The organism is Cereibacter sediminicola, assembly GCF_007668225.1.
In the GTDB taxonomy this organism is placed as follows: domain Bacteria; phylum Pseudomonadota; class Alphaproteobacteria; order Rhodobacterales; family Rhodobacteraceae; genus Cereibacter_A; species Cereibacter_A azotoformans.
Map to the genome: position 1 here is coordinate 1 of NZ_VDEK01000048.1, position 16,338 is coordinate 16,338.

The 16,338-nt window shown below is 68.1% G+C and carries 12 protein-coding genes and 1 pseudogene; 10 read left to right on the plus strand and 3 right to left on the minus strand.

The window, feature by feature from the left end; genetic code table 11:
* Nucleotides 1–66: 66 nt before the first annotated feature.
* Complete coding sequence (locus FG154_RS18745; protein ID WP_246100439.1) at nt 67–2,436, plus strand: putative bifunctional diguanylate cyclase/phosphodiesterase; 2,370 nt, start codon at nt 67–69, stop codon at nt 2,434–2,436.
* 10 nt (nt 2,437–2,446) lie between these two features.
* On the opposite strand, the gene FG154_RS18750 is transcribed toward FG154_RS18745, so the two are convergent.
* Entirely contained in the window at nt 2,447–4,249 is a 1,803-nt protein-coding gene (locus FG154_RS18750) for a flavin-containing monooxygenase (protein WP_145111236.1), read from the minus strand.
* Nucleotides 4,250–4,486: 237 nt separating this feature from the next.
* On the opposite strand from FG154_RS18750, the gene FG154_RS18755 reads away from it, so the two are divergent.
* On the plus strand, nt 4,487–6,307 hold the full coding sequence (locus tag FG154_RS18755; RefSeq protein ID WP_145111240.1) for a sigma-54-dependent Fis family transcriptional regulator: 1,821 nt from the start codon (nt 4,487–4,489) through the stop codon (nt 6,305–6,307).
* 4 nt (nt 6,308–6,311) lie between these two features.
* On the opposite strand, the gene FG154_RS18760 is transcribed toward FG154_RS18755, so the two are convergent.
* Nucleotides 6,312–7,178 carry a LysR family transcriptional regulator gene (locus tag FG154_RS18760; protein WP_145111243.1) on the minus strand — a complete coding sequence of 289 codons (867 nt, stop codon included), beginning with the start codon at nt 7,176–7,178 and terminating at the stop codon, nt 6,312–6,314.
* An 86-nt stretch (nt 7,179–7,264) separates the two neighbouring features.
* On the opposite strand from FG154_RS18760, the gene FG154_RS18765 reads away from it, so the two are divergent.
* On the plus strand, nt 7,265–8,251 hold the full coding sequence (locus FG154_RS18765) for a bile acid:sodium symporter family protein (protein WP_145111246.1): 987 nt from the start codon (nt 7,265–7,267) through the stop codon (nt 8,249–8,251).
* A gap of 4 nt (nt 8,252–8,255) precedes the next feature.
* Here FG154_RS18765 and FG154_RS18770 read toward each other — a convergent pair whose 3' ends face one another.
* A complete protein-coding gene (locus FG154_RS18770) occupies nt 8,256–8,939 on the minus strand; it encodes a GntR family transcriptional regulator (protein ID WP_145111248.1) in 684 nt (227 codons plus the stop codon).
* A gap of 113 nt (nt 8,940–9,052) precedes the next feature.
* Here FG154_RS18770 and dctP point away from each other — a divergent pair, with 113 nt between their 5' ends.
* The 7 genes and pseudogenes from dctP to FG154_RS18810 form a co-directional block, all read left to right on the plus strand.
* A complete protein-coding gene (dctP, locus tag FG154_RS18775; RefSeq protein WP_145111251.1) occupies nt 9,053–10,033 on the plus strand; it encodes a TRAP transporter substrate-binding protein DctP in 981 nt (326 codons plus the stop codon).
* 69 nt (nt 10,034–10,102) lie between these two features.
* Nucleotides 10,103–10,651 carry a TRAP transporter small permease gene (locus FG154_RS18780; RefSeq protein WP_145111254.1) on the plus strand — a complete coding sequence of 183 codons (549 nt, stop codon included), beginning with the start codon at nt 10,103–10,105 and terminating at the stop codon, nt 10,649–10,651.
* Complete coding sequence (locus tag FG154_RS18785; protein WP_145111257.1) at nt 10,651–11,964, plus strand: TRAP transporter large permease; 1,314 nt, start codon at nt 10,651–10,653, stop codon at nt 11,962–11,964. The genes FG154_RS18780 and FG154_RS18785 overlap by 1 nt, the downstream gene beginning before the upstream one ends.
* Nucleotides 11,965–11,974: 10 nt before the next feature.
* Nucleotides 11,975–13,282, plus strand: a complete 1,308-nt coding sequence (locus tag FG154_RS18790) for a malonyl-CoA decarboxylase domain-containing protein (protein WP_186312441.1) — start codon at nt 11,975–11,977, stop codon at nt 13,280–13,282.
* Nucleotides 13,279–14,790 carry a malonate--CoA ligase gene (locus FG154_RS18795; RefSeq protein WP_145111260.1) on the plus strand — a complete coding sequence of 504 codons (1,512 nt, stop codon included), beginning with the start codon at nt 13,279–13,281 and terminating at the stop codon, nt 14,788–14,790. Before FG154_RS18790 ends, FG154_RS18795 begins: the two co-directional genes overlap by 4 nt.
* 618 nt (nt 14,791–15,408) lie before the next feature.
* The gene (locus FG154_RS21570) at nt 15,409–15,615 is read left to right on the plus strand and encodes a DUF1153 domain-containing protein (protein WP_246100441.1); all 207 of its coding nucleotides are present in this window, start codon (nt 15,409–15,411) and stop codon (nt 15,613–15,615) included.
* Nucleotides 15,616–15,783: 168 nt separating this feature from the next.
* Nucleotides 15,784–16,338 (plus strand): annotated as a pseudogene (locus FG154_RS18810) (transposase); the annotation flags it as partial.

Genomic DNA, 16,338 nt, shown 5'->3' on the forward strand with positions numbered 1-16,338 from the left:
GCCTGAGCCTCCATGGTTATGCCCAAGTGTCCGGTCGAAACGGGGGCCAGTTCACGGATGCCCTCGATGAAGTTCATGCCCGCCCTGACGCGAAGAGCGCCGGAATTCGTCGCCGCCGTCTATGCCAGTGTCAGTGCGCTCTGGATCCTCTTCAGCGACAAGGCCGTGGCGCTGCTGGCGGAGAATCCGGCCGCCCACCATGCGGTGCAGACCTACAAGGGGCTGGGGTTCATCACCGCCTCGTCGCTGGTGCTTTACCTCGCGCTGAGGAGTGCGTGGGGCGAGCTTTCCGCCTCGAACGCCCGCCTGACCGAGGCGGAACGGCGGCTGGCGGATGTCATCCGCGGCGGCGAGGTTGGAACGTGGCAGTTCGACCTCGGAACGGGGATCATCCTCATCAACGACCGCTGGGCCGAGATGATCGGCTACAGCCGCTCCGAGATCGAGCCGGTGACGATCGATGTCTGGAACCGGATCGTTCACCCCGACGATCTGGCGCGAATGCGGGAAAAGCATGACCGGCAGTTCGCCGAGGGCAACCACGTCCTCGCCAACGAGATCCGACTCCGGCACAGGCAGGGACACTGGGTCTGGATCATGTCGCGCGGCCGCGTCACGGGCTTTGCGGCGGACGGCACGCCGGTGCTGATGTCGGGCGTCCACATGGACATCTCGCGGCGCAAGGCGCTCGAGGACGAGCTGCAGGTCGAGCGGAACCTGCTTCGCCGCGTGATGGAGACCAGCGTTTCGGCCGTTCTGGCCTTCGACGGGACGAACCGGGTCATCTTCGCCAACCGCGAGGCCGAAGCAGTTCTCGGCACACCGGCCGAGCAGCTTGTCGGCCGCACCTTCGACGATCCCGGCTGGGGCATCTCGGACGGCGATGGGGCCGAACTGCCGCTGAGCCGGTATCCGGTCATGCGGGCGGCCACCGAGAACAAGGTGCTGCGCGACCTCCGGCTGGGCGTGCAGCACCCGCAAAAGGGCGCGCGGGTGCTGTCGGTCAATGTGGCGCCGGTCGAGCAGGGCGACAGCCGGGTGCGCGTGGTTGCGGCCTTCACCGACGTGACCGAACAGATCGAGGCCGAGCGGACGCTCGGCGCCGCGGCCGAGGATGCCCTGTATCAGGCGCTGCACGATCCCATGACGCGGCTGCCCAACCGGGTTCTGTTCCGCGAATGCCTCGAGGCGGCGGTGCGGCACAGGGGGCGTCTGGCGCTGATCTTCATCGACCTCGACAATTTCAAGCAGATCAACGACCGTTTCGGCCATTTCGTCGGTGACCGGGTGATCCTCGACGTCGGGCGCAAGCTGGGGGCGGCCGTCCCGCCGGAAAGCACCGTCGCGCGGATCGGGGGTGACGAGTTCACCGTGCTCGTCCCCCTCGCGGCGGACGACAGCATCGAGGACATGGTGGCCTCGCTCGTCCGCGAGATCGAGCAGCCCGTCACCGTCGAGGGCAACATCTTCTACCTGACCGCCAGCTTCGGGGTCAGCCTGTTTCCCGAGGATGCGACGGATGCCGACACGATGGTCCGCAATGCCGATCTGGCCATGTATGCGGCCAAGGCGAAGGGGCGCAACCAGTGCGTCCGGTTCGATGCGGCCCTGCGCGAGCAGAGTTCCCAACTCGGCATCCTGGGCCAGGGGTTGCAGCGCGCGATCAGGCAGCGGCACCTGGAGCTTCACCTCCAGCCCAAGGTCGCCCTCTCGGAGGGGCGCCCGATCGTGGGGGCCGAGGCGCTTCTGCGCTGGAACGACCCGGAACTTGGCAGCATCAGCCCCGCGCGCTTCATCCCCGTGGCCGAAAGCTGTGGCCTGATCCGCTCGCTCGACCAGCATGTGACCGACCTGCTCTGCGAGCTGCTGGAGCGGTGGCGCGACAAGGGGCTTCACCTGCCGGTCTTCGTCAACATCTCGGCCGAGACGCTCGCGTCCGAGGGCTTCGCCGACTGTTTCCTCGGCAAGCTCGACCGGCTGACGATCCCGCCCGCGCGCGTCGGGATCGAGATCACCGAGGGCTCGCTGCTCGAGACCAGTCACGTCACCCGCAGCAACCTCAACCGCCTGACATCGGCCGGCATCCCGCTCTCGGTGGATGACTTCGGGACCGGCTACTCCTCGCTGGGCTACCTGCACCGGCTGGCGCTGAGCGAACTCAAGATTGACCGCAGCTTCGTGGCGCAGATCGGAACCGGGCGTGACGGGGCCGAGGCCATCGTTCGCGCGGTGCTTGCGATGGGTCGCGCCCTCGGGCTGCGGACGGTGGCCGAGGGGGTGGAGACCGGGTTCCAGTGCGACTGGCTGATCCACGAGGGATGCGATCAGGCGCAGGGCTTCCTCTTCGGCCCGCCCGTGCCGGTGGCCGAATTCGAAGGGCTGGTCGCGGGCTGGCGAAGAGAGGTCTCTCCGCCAGCGCCGGTTCATCTCGACTGACGCGGGCGGATCACTTCAGATGATGCGGCGGCGTCAGGCCCCAGACCCGGGTAGGGATGCCCGCCTGCCGCGCCTTCAGCTGCAATGACAGGTAGCGCGAATAGTGCCGCGACTGGTGCAGGTTGCCGCCGTGGAACCAGAGCCCCTCCTGCATCGTGGGCTTCCACATGTTGCGCTGCTCGCCCTCCCACGGGCCGGGGTCCTTCGTCGTGTCCGACCCCAGACCCCAGCACTTGCCGACCTTGTCGGCCACCTCGGGGCTGATCAGGTCCGCCGCCCAGCCGTTCATCGAGCCATAGCCGGTGGCATAGACCACCAGATCGGCCGGAAGCTCGGTCCCGTCCTTCAGCACGACCGAGTTTTCGGTCAGATGGCTCACGTCCGAGCCCGACTTCAGCTTGATCGAGCCGTCAATCACCAGATCGCAGGCGCCGACATCGATGTAATAGCCCGAGCCGCGGCGCAGGTATTTCATGAACAGCCCCGAGCCGTCGTCGCCGAAGTCGAGCATGAAGCCCGCCTTTTCCAGCGCCGCGTAGAAGTCGGCGTCGCGGCGCTTGATCTCCTCATATTGCGGGACGTGGAAGTCGGCCATGATCCGGTAGGGGACCGAGGCGAAGATCATGTCGGCCTTCTCGTGGTCGATGCCGTTCGCCACCGCCTGTTCGGAATAGAGACCCGAGAGGCAGACCTCCATCAGGCTGTCCGACTTCACGATATGGGTCGAGGAGCGCTGCACCATCGTGACGTCCGCTCCGCCCTCCCAGAGCGCGGCGCAGATGTCGTGCGCCGAGTTGTTGGAGCCGATCACCACCACCTTCTTGCCCCGATAGGCGTCGGGGCCGGGGTGCTGGCTCGAATGCTGCTGCTCGCCCCGGAAGATGTCCTGTCCGGGGATCACCGGCACGTTGGGCTTGCCGGACATGCCGGTGGCCAGCACCAGCTGTTTCGGCCGCAGCGTGATCTCCTCGCCGTTACGGTCCACCACCACGGTCCATTCCTGCGCCGCCTCGTCGTAGCGCGCGGATTTCGCCGTGGTCGAGGACCAGTAGTTCAGCTCCATGACCTTGGTGTACATCTCGAGCCAGTCGCCGATCTTGTCCTTGGGCGCGAAGACCGGCCAGTTGTCCGGGAAGGGGATGTAGGGCAGGTGGTCATACCAGACCGGGTCGTGCAGGCAGAGCGACTTGTAGCGCCGCCGCCAGCTGTCGCCGGGCCGCTCGTTCTTCTCGACGATGATGGTGGGCACGCCGAGCTGCCGCAGCCGGGCGCCGAGCGCGATGCCGCCCTGGCCGCCGCCGATGATCAGCACATAGGGCTGCTCCTCGGTGCCCAGCCGCTTCGCCTCGTCCTCGCGCTTCTCCTTCCAGGTCTTGCGGTTCGCATCATGGCCATGCTCGGCGCCCATCGGGCGACGCAGGCGGCGCGGCTCCTCGTGGCCCTTCAGCTCGTGCAGCGCGGTCAGCAGCGTCCAGACCTTGCCGTCCTTCATGCGGATATGGCCGGTGCCGCGCCCCGTCGCCGTCTCGAAGGTCAGCCAGCCCTCCGTGACCCCATCCGCCGCCGTCACCAGCTCACCGGGATCCAGCGCCAGCGCCTGCGGGGCAATGGCGGCAAGCTGCGCCGCGGCCATGTCGCCGATCTGACCCTTGCCCTCGCAGGTCTTGATGTTCCAGGTGAAGGCCGCCAGATCGCGCCAGAAGCCGGTCTCGAGGAAGCAGTCGGCCACCGCCTCGGCATCCTGCGCCACGAGCGCACGCTCCAGTTCCGCGACCAGCGCGGCAAGCGCCAGGTTTTCGCTGTTGTCGAGCATTCGGTTCCTCCCTTTTGTTCGATGGCACGATGATGCGGCGGCCGGGCCCTTCGCCAAACGACAAATCCCGAAGTCATGTTTTCAGGCACTTGCCCGGCAGGGGTGTTGCACCGCGTGCAACACCTGTGGCCGTAGCCGCGGGGCCCCCGCCTAAAGCCTCGGTTCGCGGACGGGGTGGGGCCTGCTACGATCCGCGCGCCGCACGCCGGGAGGGGCGAGCGGAAAGGGGAGGATGCGATGGACCTGCACCTGAACCATGTGCGCGAGATCGAGGCCGTGGCCGAGGGCCGGAGTTCGGCGCGGGACGCGGCGGTGGTCGAGAGCTGGATGCGGTGCCTGACCAAGCACCGGCTGAACCCGGCCGCCCGTTCCGAGGCCTACATCCTGCCCGAGGCGGCGCTGCGCGAACATCGCCAGCGATCCGAGGATCTGATCGCCATCGCGCGCTCGGGGATCGAGAATCTCTACGCGCTGGTGGCGGGCCAGAATTATGTGCTGCTGCTGGCCGATCGCGCCGGGGTGACGGTCGAGTATCTGGGCGACGAGGCGCACAAGCAGGCGCTGCGCCAGAGCGGCCTGTGGCTCGGCGCCGAATGGTCCGAGGAGAGGGCGGGCACATGCGCGCTCGGGGCCTGCATCGAGACGGGGGAGGCGCTGGTGATCCATCAGACCGACCATTTCGACAGCACCCACACGGGCCTCTCCTGCACCGCCGCCCCGATCTATGACACAGCGGGACGGCTGACGGCGGTGCTCGACATCTCGCTTCTCTGCTCGCCGCGGGCGAAGGCCAGCCAGTCGCTGGCGCTGAACCTCGTGCAGGCCTCGGCGCGGCGGATCGAGATGGCGAACCTGATGGCCGAGAACCGCCGCGAGTGGGTGCTGCGCCTGTCGCGCTCGCCCGAGTTTCTCGATGTCGATCCCGAGGCGGCGCTGTCGCTCGACGGCTCGGGCCGGGTGCTGGGCATGACGCATGGGGCGGCACGGATTCTGGCGCGGGCGACGGGGTGCGACTGGCGGCGGGCGGGCGATCTGATCGGCCGTCCGCTGCCGGATTTCCTGAACCTCACGACGGAGCGGCTCGAGGCGCTCACCCGGCAGCGTCCGGCCGCCGAGAGGTTCATCGAAACCCGCGACGGCCACCGCCTCTTTGCCCACGCGATCGAGCCCCGGCGCCTTCCGATGAAGATGCCCGCGGCGAGGGGCCAGCTTTCGCCCGCGCTGAGGGGGCTTGCGGGGGACGATCCCTCGATGACGGCGCTGCTGCGGGCGGCCGCGGCGCTGGCGGTCCGGCCGCTGCCGATCTCGATCGAGGGCGAGACGGGGGCGGGCAAGCTGACGCTCGCGCGGGCGATCCACGACGCGGGGGGCACGGGGCCCCTCGTCGTCGTCCATTGCGCCGAGGTGGGAGATGACGAGGCGCTGCTCTTTGGCCGGGCTGCGGCGCGGCGCACCGATCAGGGGCTGATCGCGGCGGCCGAGGGCGGGACGCTGGTGCTGCACCGGGTCGAAGAGCTTGGGCCGCGGGTGCAGGCCCGTCTCATGCGGTTGGCGGCCGAGGGAACCTATCTTCCGGTGGGGGCTGTGCGGCCGGTGCCCGCCCGGCTGCGGCTGATCTCGACCCTTGCGCATGAGGCGCCGGGTCTGCGCGCCGATCTCGTGCATCGGCTGGGCCCGCGGCTGCGTCTGCCGGCGCTGCGCGACCGGGCCGACCGGCTGTGGCTGGCCGAACGCGCACTGGCGGCCGAGGGGGCAGAGCTGTCCTTCTCGGCCGAGGCGCTGGCCGTGCTGGCTGCCCACGGCTGGCCCGGCAACCTGCGCGAGCTGTCGCACCTGGCGGCAACGCTGCGCGCCACGGTCGAGGGGCCGGTCGTGCGGGTGGAGGATCTGCCGCCGCCGCTGAACGCCGCGCCGCCGCGCCGGCCCGAGGCCGAGGGCGCCGTGCTGGCCCAGCTTTTGCGGCAGACCGGCGGGAACATCTCCGAGACGGCGCGGCGGATGGGCGTAAACCGCTCGACGGTGCACCGGCAGATCCGGCGGCTGGGCATGACACGCTGAGGGCTCAGCGCGCCGCGGGCGCTGGCGGCTGACGCCCGGTCTGGCGCAGGATCTCGCGCGTGAGGGCGGCCATCAGCGCCCGGTCCCCGCCGCGCCGTTCGACCAGCACGAACTCCACCGTCTCGAGCGGCGGCAGCATGTCGGCCGGCACCTCGCGCAGCCCCTCGGGCGTCAGCCCGCGCGGCTGCACGAAGACGCCCATGCCCGCCCGTGCCGCCGCCGTCAGCCCGCTCAGCGACGAGCAGGTGCAGCTGATCAGCCAGGGAAGCTGCGCCTGTTCCAGCGCATCGAGTGCGGCCGCACGGGTGATGCTGGGGGCCGGGAACGAGATCAGCGGCAGCGGCCGCCGCCGGGCCACCAGATCGGGGTCGCGAGCCAGCCAGACCAGCGGTTCGCGCGCGACGACATGGCCGCGCTTCTCGCCCAGCCGCCGCTTGGCCAGCACGAGATCGATGCGTCCCATCTCCTGTTCGGCAAAGAGCGCGGCCGACAGGGCGACCGTCAGCTCCAGATCGACCGAGGGATTGGCCGCGGAAAAACCGCGCAGGATCGAGGGCAGGGGCCCGTTCACCATGTCTTCCGACAGTCCGAAGCGCAGCCGCCCGCGCAGCCGGCTCTGCAGGAACTGGGCTTCGAGCCGGTCGCTGATGTCGAGAAGGGCGCGGGCCTCGGCCAGCAGCATCTCGCCGGCCGCAGTGGGGGCGACACGGTGCGTGTCGCGGTCGAACAGGCGGCGGCCCAGATGATCCTCGAGCCGGCGCACATGCTGGCTCACCGTCGATTGCGCCAGCCCCAGCCGCGTCGCGGCAAGGCTGAAGCTGGCGGTGTCGTGCACGGCCAGGAAACTGCGCAGCTGCCCAAGGTCCAGCATCTATCGCATAATCCGATAAGCGTTATCCTTTGTATTCGGATGAGCGATAGCACAAAAGGGAAAGCCGTGCCATCCCGGAGGTCGCCGTGCGAAGATACCTGCCCGACAACTTCACCTTGCTCATCACCGCCGCAGTGTTGATCGCCTCGCTGCTGCCCGCGCGCGGGGGCTTTGCCGAGGGGTTCGGGCTTGCCACCGACCTTGCGATTGCCTTGCTGTTCTTCCTGCACGGCGCCCGGCTCGAGGCGGCGACGGTGCGGGCGGGCTTCCTGCACTGGCGGCTGCAACTGGTGATCCTCGGGCTCACCTTCCTGCTGTTTCCCGCGCTCGGGCTGGCGCTGGGGCTGGTGCCCGAGACGCTGCTTCCGCACGGGCTCTATCTCGGCCTGCTCTACCTCTGCCTGCTGCCCTCGACGGTGCAAAGCTCCATCGCCTTCACCGCCATCGCCGGAGGCAACGTGCCGGCTGCGGTCTGCGCGGCCTCGCTGTCGAACATCCTTGGCGTGGTGATCTCGCCCTTCCTTGTCGGCCTGCTCTTCACGGTGGGCGGCGGGGGCGGGATCTCGGGCGATGCCGTGGTCAAGATCCTGCTTCAGCTGCTCGCGCCCTTCCTGCTGGGGCAGCTGCTGCAACCCTGGATCGGCGGCTGGCTGCGCGCGCGCAAGAAGCTGCTGATGCCGGTGGATCGCGGTTCGATCCTGATGGTGGTCTATCTCGCCTTCAGTCACGCCATGGTCGAGGGCGTCTGGAACGACTTCTCGCTGCGCGACATCGGCGTGGTTCTGGCGCTCGATGTGCTGCTTCTGGCCTTGGCGCTGGGGATCAGCCTGCTGGTGAGCCGCAAGCTCGGCTTCGCGCGTGAGGACGAGATCGCCATTGTCTTCTGCGGCTCGAAGAAGAGCCTGGCCAGCGGGGTGCCCATGGCGAACGCGATCTTCCCGGCCGCGACAATCGGGGCCATCGTCCTGCCGCTGATGCTGTTCCACCAGATCCAGCTGATGGCCTGCGCGATGCTGGCGCAGCGTTACGCCGCCCGCGCGGCGGCCAGGGAGGCGAGGGCCGCCCGCGCCTGAGCGATCACGCGACCCGGCGGCCTCGTGTGGCCGAGCGGTAGTTGGCAGCCAGATCGTTGAAGCGGTCGCCCTGCACGGCAATGTGCTCGCGCATCACGGCCGTCACCCCCTCGGCATCGCCGGCCACAAGGGCAGCGAAGATCGCCCGATGCTGGCGCAGGCTCTCGGCCATGCGCCCGCGCACGCGCAACTGCAATCGGCGGAAGGGCTTGAGCCGGCGGTGCAGCCGGTCGGCCTCGCCCGCAAGGAAGCGGTTGCCCGAGGCGCGGTAGATCAGATGGTGGAAATCGTGGTTCGCGCGGTAGTAGGCCTCGATCTCCTGCCGTTCGGCCGCGGCCTCGCAGGCCAGAAGCGCCGCCTCGATCGCCGCCTGATCCTCGGCCGCCATGCGCCGGGCGGCGTAGCGCCCGCAGAGCGCCTCGATCTCGGCCATCACGTCGAACATCTCGACCACATCCTCGAGCGCGGGATAGCGCACGAAGGCGCCGCGACGGTGGCGCAGCTCCACGAGGCCTGAGGCCGCCAGCGCCTGGAACGCCTCGCGCAGGGGCGTTCGCGACACCTTGAACCGCTCGGCCAGGCTGACTTCGTCCAGCCTCGCCCCATCGGCGAAATGTCCTTCGACGATCATCTCTTCGAGCGCCTCGCGGATCTGGTCCGTCCGGCGGTCCACCGTGACATCAGCCATTAGCTGTATCCATGAAATAAGGTTCTTGCATACAATACGCTTGACCTGTCATACATTCAACGACAACCTGCGTGCATATGTCCTATTTCGATGCCTTTGGGAGGAGGTTTCCGATGAAACTAGCCAAGATCGCGGCACTGGCCGCGCTACCCCTCTGTGTCGGCGCGGTCAGCGCCGAAGAGCTGCGCCTGTCGCACCAGTTCGCACCCGGAGACCTGCGTCACCGCGTGGCGCAGATGGTGGCCGACGATGTGGCCGCGGCCGATGTGGATCTGTCGATCCGCATCTTCCCGTCGGGGTCGCTCTTCAAGGCGACCGAGCAGTATGTGCCGCTGACCCGCGGTCAGCTCGACATGACGGTGCTGCCCCTGTCCTATGCGGGCGGCCAGCGGCCCGAATACAACCTCACCCTGATGCCCGGCCTGATCAAGAGCCACGACCACGCCGCGCGGGTGAACGATTCTCCCTTCATGGAGGAGATCGAGCGGCTGCTGAACGAGGATGACGCGATGACCCTCGTGCGCGGCTATCTGGCCGGTGGCTTCGCCAGCACGGGCGAGTGCATCACCCGCCCCGAGCATGTGCAGGGCAAGACCGTGCGCGCCGCCGGCAAGGGCTTTGAGGAGATGCTGCAGGCCGCAGGGGCCTCGATCTCGTCCATGCCCTCGTCCGAGACCTACAACGCCATGCAGCAGAACGTGCTTCAGGCGCTGAACACCTCGTCCTCGTCCTTCGTCTCGTTCCGCCTCCAGGAGCTGGCCAAGTGCTACACGCCGGCCTCGGACGTCGCGCTGTGGTTCATGTACCAGCCGATCCTGATCAACAAGACCACCTTCGAGCGGCTCTCGCCCGAGCAGCAGGAGGCGCTGCGTGCGGCCTCCGAGCGGGCCGAGGCCTACTATTTCGAAGAGGCCAAGAAGGAGGATGCGGCCTCGATCGAGGTGTTCCGCGAGGCGGGCGTCGAGATCGCCGAGATGACGCAGGAGGATTTTGACGCCTGGCGGACGCTGGCCGAAAGCTCGTCCTACCGCCTCTTTGTCGAGCAGGTGCCGGACGGGCAGAAGCTGCTGGACATGGCCCTTTCGGTCGAATGATCCGCCGCGGGGCGGCCTCGCGCCGCCCCGCCCGCCGGGCCCCGGCCCCTTCTGACCCGGAGTGACTCGATGTCCGGAACCCTTGCGGCAGCGCCGGCCCGGTCGGGCGGCAATGCCTTCATCCGAACGGTCCATGCCATCTCGACGGTCTGCGGCTGGACCGCCGCGGCCTTCACGGTGATCGCGCTGTTCGTGACCTGCCACATGATCCTCGTCCGTGCGGTGCTGAACCAGTCCACGATCTGGCAGACCGAGGCGGTGATCTACCTGATGATCGCGGCCACGACGGTCGGCCTGCCCTACGTCCAGCGCCTGCGGGGGCATGTGAACGTGGATCTCGTGCCCCACATGCTGCCGCGGCGCGTGCGGCGCGTGCTGGCCTATGTCGTGCTGATCTCGACCATTGCCGTGATGGCGGTGCTGGCCTGGTATGCGTTCGACGTCTGGCATCAGGCCTTTGACCGCAACTGGAAGTCCTCGACCGTGTGGGCCGCGCCGCTGTGGGTGCCCTATCTGGCGATGCCCGTGGGCTTCGGCCTCTTCATCCTGCAACTGGTGGCGGATCTGGTGGGGCTCATCACCGGCGCCGAGCCGCCCTTCGGCATCGAGGACCATTGATGGACCCGCTTGTTCTCGGCCTTCTCGTGGCCGTCGTCACCATCATCGTCCTGTTCTCGGGCGTCTCGGTCGCCGTGGGGCTGCTGATCGTCTCGGCCGTGTTCCTGCTGATCTTCGACGGGGCACGCTCGCTCGAGATGATGCCCGAGATCTTCTTCGCCGATCTCAACAGCTTCACCATCCTGTCGATCCCGATGTTCATCATCATGGGGGCCGCCATCGCCTCGACCCGCGCCGGGGCCGACCTGTTCGAGGCGCTCGAACGCTGGCTGACGCGCGTGCCCGGCGGGCTGGTGGTCTCGAACCTCGGGGCCTGCGCGCTCTTTGCGGCCATGTCGGGTTCGAGCCCGGCCACCTGCGCGGCCATCGGCAAGATGGGCATCCCCGAGATGCAGAAGCGCGGCTATCCCGACGGCGTGGCCGCGGGCGCCATCGCGGCCGGCGGCACGCTGGGCATCCTGATCCCGCCCTCGGTCACGCTGATCGTCTATGGCATCGCGACCGAGACCTCGATCGGCCGGCTGTTCCTGGCCGGGATCATCCCGGGGCTCCTTCTGACCCTGCTCTTCATGGCCTGGGCCATCTTCGCCACCTGGCGTTCGGGCAACACGGCCGTGCTGTCGCCGCGCCACTACAGCCTGCGCGAACGGTTCGAGATCCTGCCCCGCGTGGTGCCCTTCCTCGTGGTGATCGCGGGCGTGCTCTACGCCATGTATGGCGGCATCGCCACGACGTCCGAGACGGCGGCGGTGGGCGCGGTGCTCTGCCTCGTGATGGCGATCGTCATCTACGGGCTCTGGAAGCCGCGGGCGATCTGGGGCGTGCTGCGCGACAGCACCCGCGAGAGCGTGATGATCCTCTTCATCATGGCCGCGGCTGGGGTCTTTGCCTACATGATGTCCTCGCTCTTCATCACCCAGTCCATCGCGCAGTGGATTGCCGCGCTGGACGTCAACCGCTGGGTGCTGATGGGGCTCATCAACCTCTTCCTGCTGGTGGCCGGCTTCTTCCTGCCGCCGGTCGCGGTGATCCTGATGACGGCGCCGATCCTGCTGCCGATCCTGCAGGCCGCGCAGTTCGACCCCTACTGGTTCGCCATCATCCTGACGATCAACATGGAGATCGGGCTGATCACTCCGCCGGTGGGCCTGAACCTGTTCGTCATCAATTCCATCTCGCCCAACATCTCGCTCCGCACGATCCTGTGGGGCTCGGCACCCTTCGTCGGATGCATGATCGCGGCCATCGTGATCCTCTGCATCGTGCCCGAGCTGGTCACATGGCTGCCGGATCTGGTGATGGGCCCGCTCTGAGGGAGAAGACATGAGCCGCATCGCCTTCTTCGCTGATCTCATGGGCACGCTGTTCGAGCGGCATGCCCTTGGCGCGCCGGCGCCCAGCCGGACGCCGGTCGAGGAACTCTGCGCGGCGCTGCTTTCGGCGCCGGGCGAGGTGTCGGGCGTCCGCCTGGCGCGGGACATCCTCTCGCACTACCGGGCGATGGGGGCCGACGAGCGGGCGGACTTCTTCCGCCATCTCGCCACCGCGCTCGATCTGGATGCCGATCGGGTGATCGCGGCGGCCACACGCTACCGCGACGGAGGCGGGCCGTCGGCGCTGGCCGACCTCTGCCGCGAGGCCGAGCCCCGCCGGCAGGAGCTGCTGCGCCGGATGAACCAGGCGCCCGGCGCCACGGAAGAGCTGGTGCGGATGCGGCTCGACCTGCTGCGCCTCTTGCCCGAGGCGCCCGAGCTGGCCGCGATCGACGCCGACTTCCAGCATCTCTTTTCCAGCTGGTTCAACCGCGGCTTTCTCGTGCTGCGCCACATCGACTGGCGCACCCCCGCCAACATCCTCGAGAAGATCATCGAATACGAGGCCGTCCACGCCATCAACGACTGGGACGACCTGCAAAGGCGGCTCAGGCCGTCGGACCGGCGCTGCTTTGCCTTCTTCCATCCCGCCATGCCCGAAGAGCCGCTGATCTTCGTCGAGGTGGCCCTCTGCAGGGGCACGCCCGGCTCGGTGCAGGCGCTGCTGGCCGAGGGTCGCACGCCGCTGCCCGCGGCCGATTGCGACACGGCGGTGTTCTATTCCATCTCGAACTGCCAGGAGGGGCTGCGCGGCATCTCCTTCGGCAACTCGCTGATCAAGCAGGTGGTCGAGGAACTGCGCCGTGACCTGCCGGCGCTGCGCCGCTTCGTCACCCTCTCGCCGGTGCCGGGCCTGTCGCGGTGGCTCGCCGGGATCGCACCCGACCGGCCCGAGGCCGCGCGGCTGCTGGCCGCCGGGGCCGCGGCCGATCCCGAGACCATGGCCCCCGAGGTCCAGACCCTGCGTCGCCTCACCGCCGAATATCTGCTGCAGGCCCGGCGGCCGGACGGGCTGCCGGTCGATCCGGTCGCGCGCTTCCACCTTGGCAACGGCGCGCTCCTGCACGAGATCCACGCGCTGGCCGACGTCTCGGCCAATGGCTTCCGCCAGTCCTGCAGCGCGATGGTCAACTATCTCTACGACCTCTCGCAGGTCGAGACCAACACCGAGGGCTTCCTGACCGGCAAGGTCGTCGCCGCCTCGAAGAAGGTTCAATCCCTGCTTGCGCAGGGCTCCACGACAGGAAGAAAGTCATGACCAGTCCGCTTTACGACGCACTCGTTGCCCCTCTGGCGCGGCGCACCACGCCCGTCCTGTTCGACGCCGAGGGGCGCGGCCTGACCGGGGCCGAGCTTCACGCGAAGGCCATGGGGCTGGCTGCGGCGCTGGCGGGGCTGGGGCTGAAGCCGGGCGACCGGATGGCGGTGCAGATTGACAAGAGCCCGCGGGCGCTTGCGCTCTATCTGGCGGCGCTGTCGGCCGGGGTGGTGTTCCTGCCGCTGAACACGGCCTACACCGCGGGCGAGGTGGATTATTTCGTCGGCAATGCCGAGGCCGCGCTCCTGGTGGGCGATCCGTCCCGCGCCGAGACCCTCGCGCCCGTCGCCGCCCGCCACGGCGCCCGGTTCGAGACGCTGGATGCCGCAGGCGAGGGCAGCCTGACCGAGCTGGCCCGCCTTGCGGGGCCGAGCTTCACGCCGGTCGGGCGCGCCGCCGGGGATCTGGCGGCGATCCTCTACACCTCCGGCACCACGGGCCGCTCCAAGGGGGCGATGCTGAGCCAGTCGAACCTGCTCTCGAACGCCGAGGTGCTGGTGCAGGAATGGCGCTTCACCGAGCGGGACGTGCTGCTTCACGCCCTGCCGATCTTCCACACGCACGGGCTGTTCGTCGCGACCAACGTCGTCCTGCGCTCGGGCGGGTCGATGATCTTCCTGCCGGGGTTCAAGATCGATCAGGTGATCGCGGCGCTTCCGCGGGCGACGAGCATGATGGGCGTGCCGACCTTCTACACGCGTCTGCTGGATGACCCCCGGTTCGACCGCGACCTCGTTGCGCACATGCGCCTCTTCACCTCGGGCTCGGCGCCGCTTCTGGCCGAGACCCATGTGCAGTTCGAAGAGCGCACCGGGCACCGCATCCTCGAACGCTACGGCATGACCGAGACGAACATGAGCACCTCGAACCCCTATGACGGCGCCCGAAAGCCCGGCACGGTGGGCCGCCCTCTGCCGGGGGTGGAGCTGAAGATCACCGATCCCGTCACCGGAGAGGACCTGCCGCAGGGCGAGCCCGGCATGATCGAGGTGCGCGGTCCGAACGTCTTCCAGGGCTACTGGCAGATGCCCGAGAAGACCCGCGAGGAGCTGCGCGAGGACGGGTTCTTCATCACGGGCGACATCGGCGTGATCGACCCGGACGGCTATGTGAGCATCGTGGGCCGGCAGAAGGATCTCATCATCACGGGGGGCTACAACGTCTATCCCAAGGAGATCGAGCTGGTGCTCGACGAGCAGCCGGGCGTTCTCGAGAGCGCGGTGATCGGGGTTCCCCACCCGGACTTCGGCGAGGCGGTGGTGGGGGTGATCGTGCCGCGGCCCGGGGCCGAGGTCGATGGCGCCGCTCTCGAGGCTGCGATGGCGCAAAGTCTTGCGCGGTTCAAGCAGCCCAAGCACATCGCCATCGTCCCCGAGCTGCCGCGCAACACGATGGGGAAGGTGCAGAAGAACCTGCTCCGACAGGATTTCGCCTCCCTCTTCGCCTGAGCCGGATACTACCCGTCCCCCGGACACGGGCGCGCCCGAGCCACGCTCCCGCAAGACTGGCTCGGCCTCCCGACAGCCTGCGGGAACACGGTGGAAACCGTGCGACTGGTTGACTGACCTTAGAGCGGGCCGGAAACGGTGGCGACCCCGCCGGTTGCATGGACCAGCGGATCGCTTCAATATTGGGCAGCCCCCTCAGGACACACGGGGGGCCGATACGCGGTGAAACCCCGCCTCCCGCGCCGTAGTGGGCCGAGTTCCGGCTGCGGGGCGAGATCCTTTCCTAGGAGATCGGGTTCGTGCCGGTCGAGATGCGCCAGAGAGCGGTGTCACGTCCGCTCCCGCAACCTCCTCGGTCGAGATCATGCCGGCCAAGGCCGGCGCCTGCGCGGGATTGTGGAGTTGTACCCCCTCGGATCTTGCACACTTGATTCGCCTGCTGGTCAGCGACTGATTGGGCGGGGGAATGGCGCGCGTGTCCGGCGCGTTCGGCTCGGGCACCGAAAGCGTCACACCGTCAGTACGATCTGGACGCGACGCCCACGCGCGGGCGGTCCGATAGACGAGGTTGTATCGACCCAGTGAAAATCTGCTCATACTACAAGGAGTAAGGTAGCAATGAGTGTGACGATGGACGACCCGAACAAGCGGTGGATGGCGAAGCGCAAGGCGGCGCTCGTGGTAGAGATCATCCAGGGGAAGACCACGGTGGCCGAGGCCAGCCGGTGCTATGATCTCTCGCCGTCCGAGATCGAGGGATGGGTCGAGGATGCCAAGCGGAGGATGGATATCGAAGGGGACCGTGGCCGCGGTGCGGCCGCGTAAGCCCCCAAGATGGCGCTCCGCGCCAACCCGCGCGACATCCGCGAGCAATACGAGAAGCAGTTGAAGGATCTCCAGGAGGCTTACGGCGAAGCGATGCTGGAGCTCCGGGCCAAAAAAAGCTGGCGGCCCTCATGGAGCGGGAGGACGGCACTTGATCCGGACGCTCCCTGCCGCAAGCACGGGATGTCGGAAGGGACGTTTCATGCCTGGAAGGCGTAGTATTCCGGAATGACGGTGTCTGAGGCGAAGCGGCTGAAGGCGCTCGAGGATGAAAACACCAAGCTGAAGCGGCTCCTGGCCGAGCAGATGCTCGACATGGCGGCGATGAAGGAACTCCTTTCAAAAAAATGGTGACGCCCGCCGTGAAGCGCGAGGCTGTCGCGCATCTGAAGGCCCATCTCGGGCTATCGGAACGGCGGGCGTGCGAGATTGCCGGTTCAGACCGCAAGATGGTGCGCTACCAGTCGCAGCGCGCGCCGGACACGGCGCTGCGCGGTCGGCTGCGGGATCTGGCCAATGAACGACGCAGGTTCGGGTATAGGCGTCTGTTTGTGCTCTTGCGGCGCGAAGGCGAGGCGTCGGGGATCAACCGCATCTACCACTCTACCGCGAAGAAGGGTTAACGGTGCGTAAACGCAAAGCGCGCCGCAAGGCCATTGGCACAAGGGCCCCGATCCTGATCGAAGCGCGGGCCAATGCGCGCTGGTCGCTCGACTTCATGCA

Excerpts from the sequence above, each read along its gene's own strand:
- FG154_RS21570 (WP_246100441.1), top strand. The coding sequence starts at position 15,409 with ATGAGTGTGACGATGGACGACCCGAACAAGCGGTGGATGGCGAAGCGC.
- FG154_RS18750 (WP_145111236.1), bottom strand. The coding sequence starts at position 4,249 with ATGCTCGACAACAGCGAAAACCTGGCGCTTGCCGCGCTGGTCGCGGAA.
- FG154_RS18755 (WP_145111240.1), top strand. The coding sequence starts at position 4,487 with ATGGACCTGCACCTGAACCATGTGCGCGAGATCGAGGCCGTGGCCGAG.
- FG154_RS18745 (WP_246100439.1), top strand. The coding sequence starts at position 67 with ATGAAGTTCATGCCCGCCCTGACGCGAAGAGCGCCGGAATTCGTCGCC.
- FG154_RS18785 (WP_145111257.1), top strand. The coding sequence starts at position 10,651 with ATGGACCCGCTTGTTCTCGGCCTTCTCGTGGCCGTCGTCACCATCATC.
- dctP (WP_145111251.1), top strand. The coding sequence starts at position 9,053 with ATGAAACTAGCCAAGATCGCGGCACTGGCCGCGCTACCCCTCTGTGTC.
- FG154_RS18770 (WP_145111248.1), bottom strand. The coding sequence starts at position 8,939 with ATGGCTGATGTCACGGTGGACCGCCGGACGGACCAGATCCGCGAGGCG.
- FG154_RS18790 (WP_186312441.1), top strand. The coding sequence starts at position 11,975 with ATGAGCCGCATCGCCTTCTTCGCTGATCTCATGGGCACGCTGTTCGAG.
- FG154_RS18795 (WP_145111260.1), top strand. The coding sequence starts at position 13,279 with ATGACCAGTCCGCTTTACGACGCACTCGTTGCCCCTCTGGCGCGGCGC.
- FG154_RS18760 (WP_145111243.1), bottom strand. The coding sequence starts at position 7,178 with ATGCTGGACCTTGGGCAGCTGCGCAGTTTCCTGGCCGTGCACGACACC.
- FG154_RS18780 (WP_145111254.1), top strand. The coding sequence starts at position 10,103 with ATGTCCGGAACCCTTGCGGCAGCGCCGGCCCGGTCGGGCGGCAATGCC.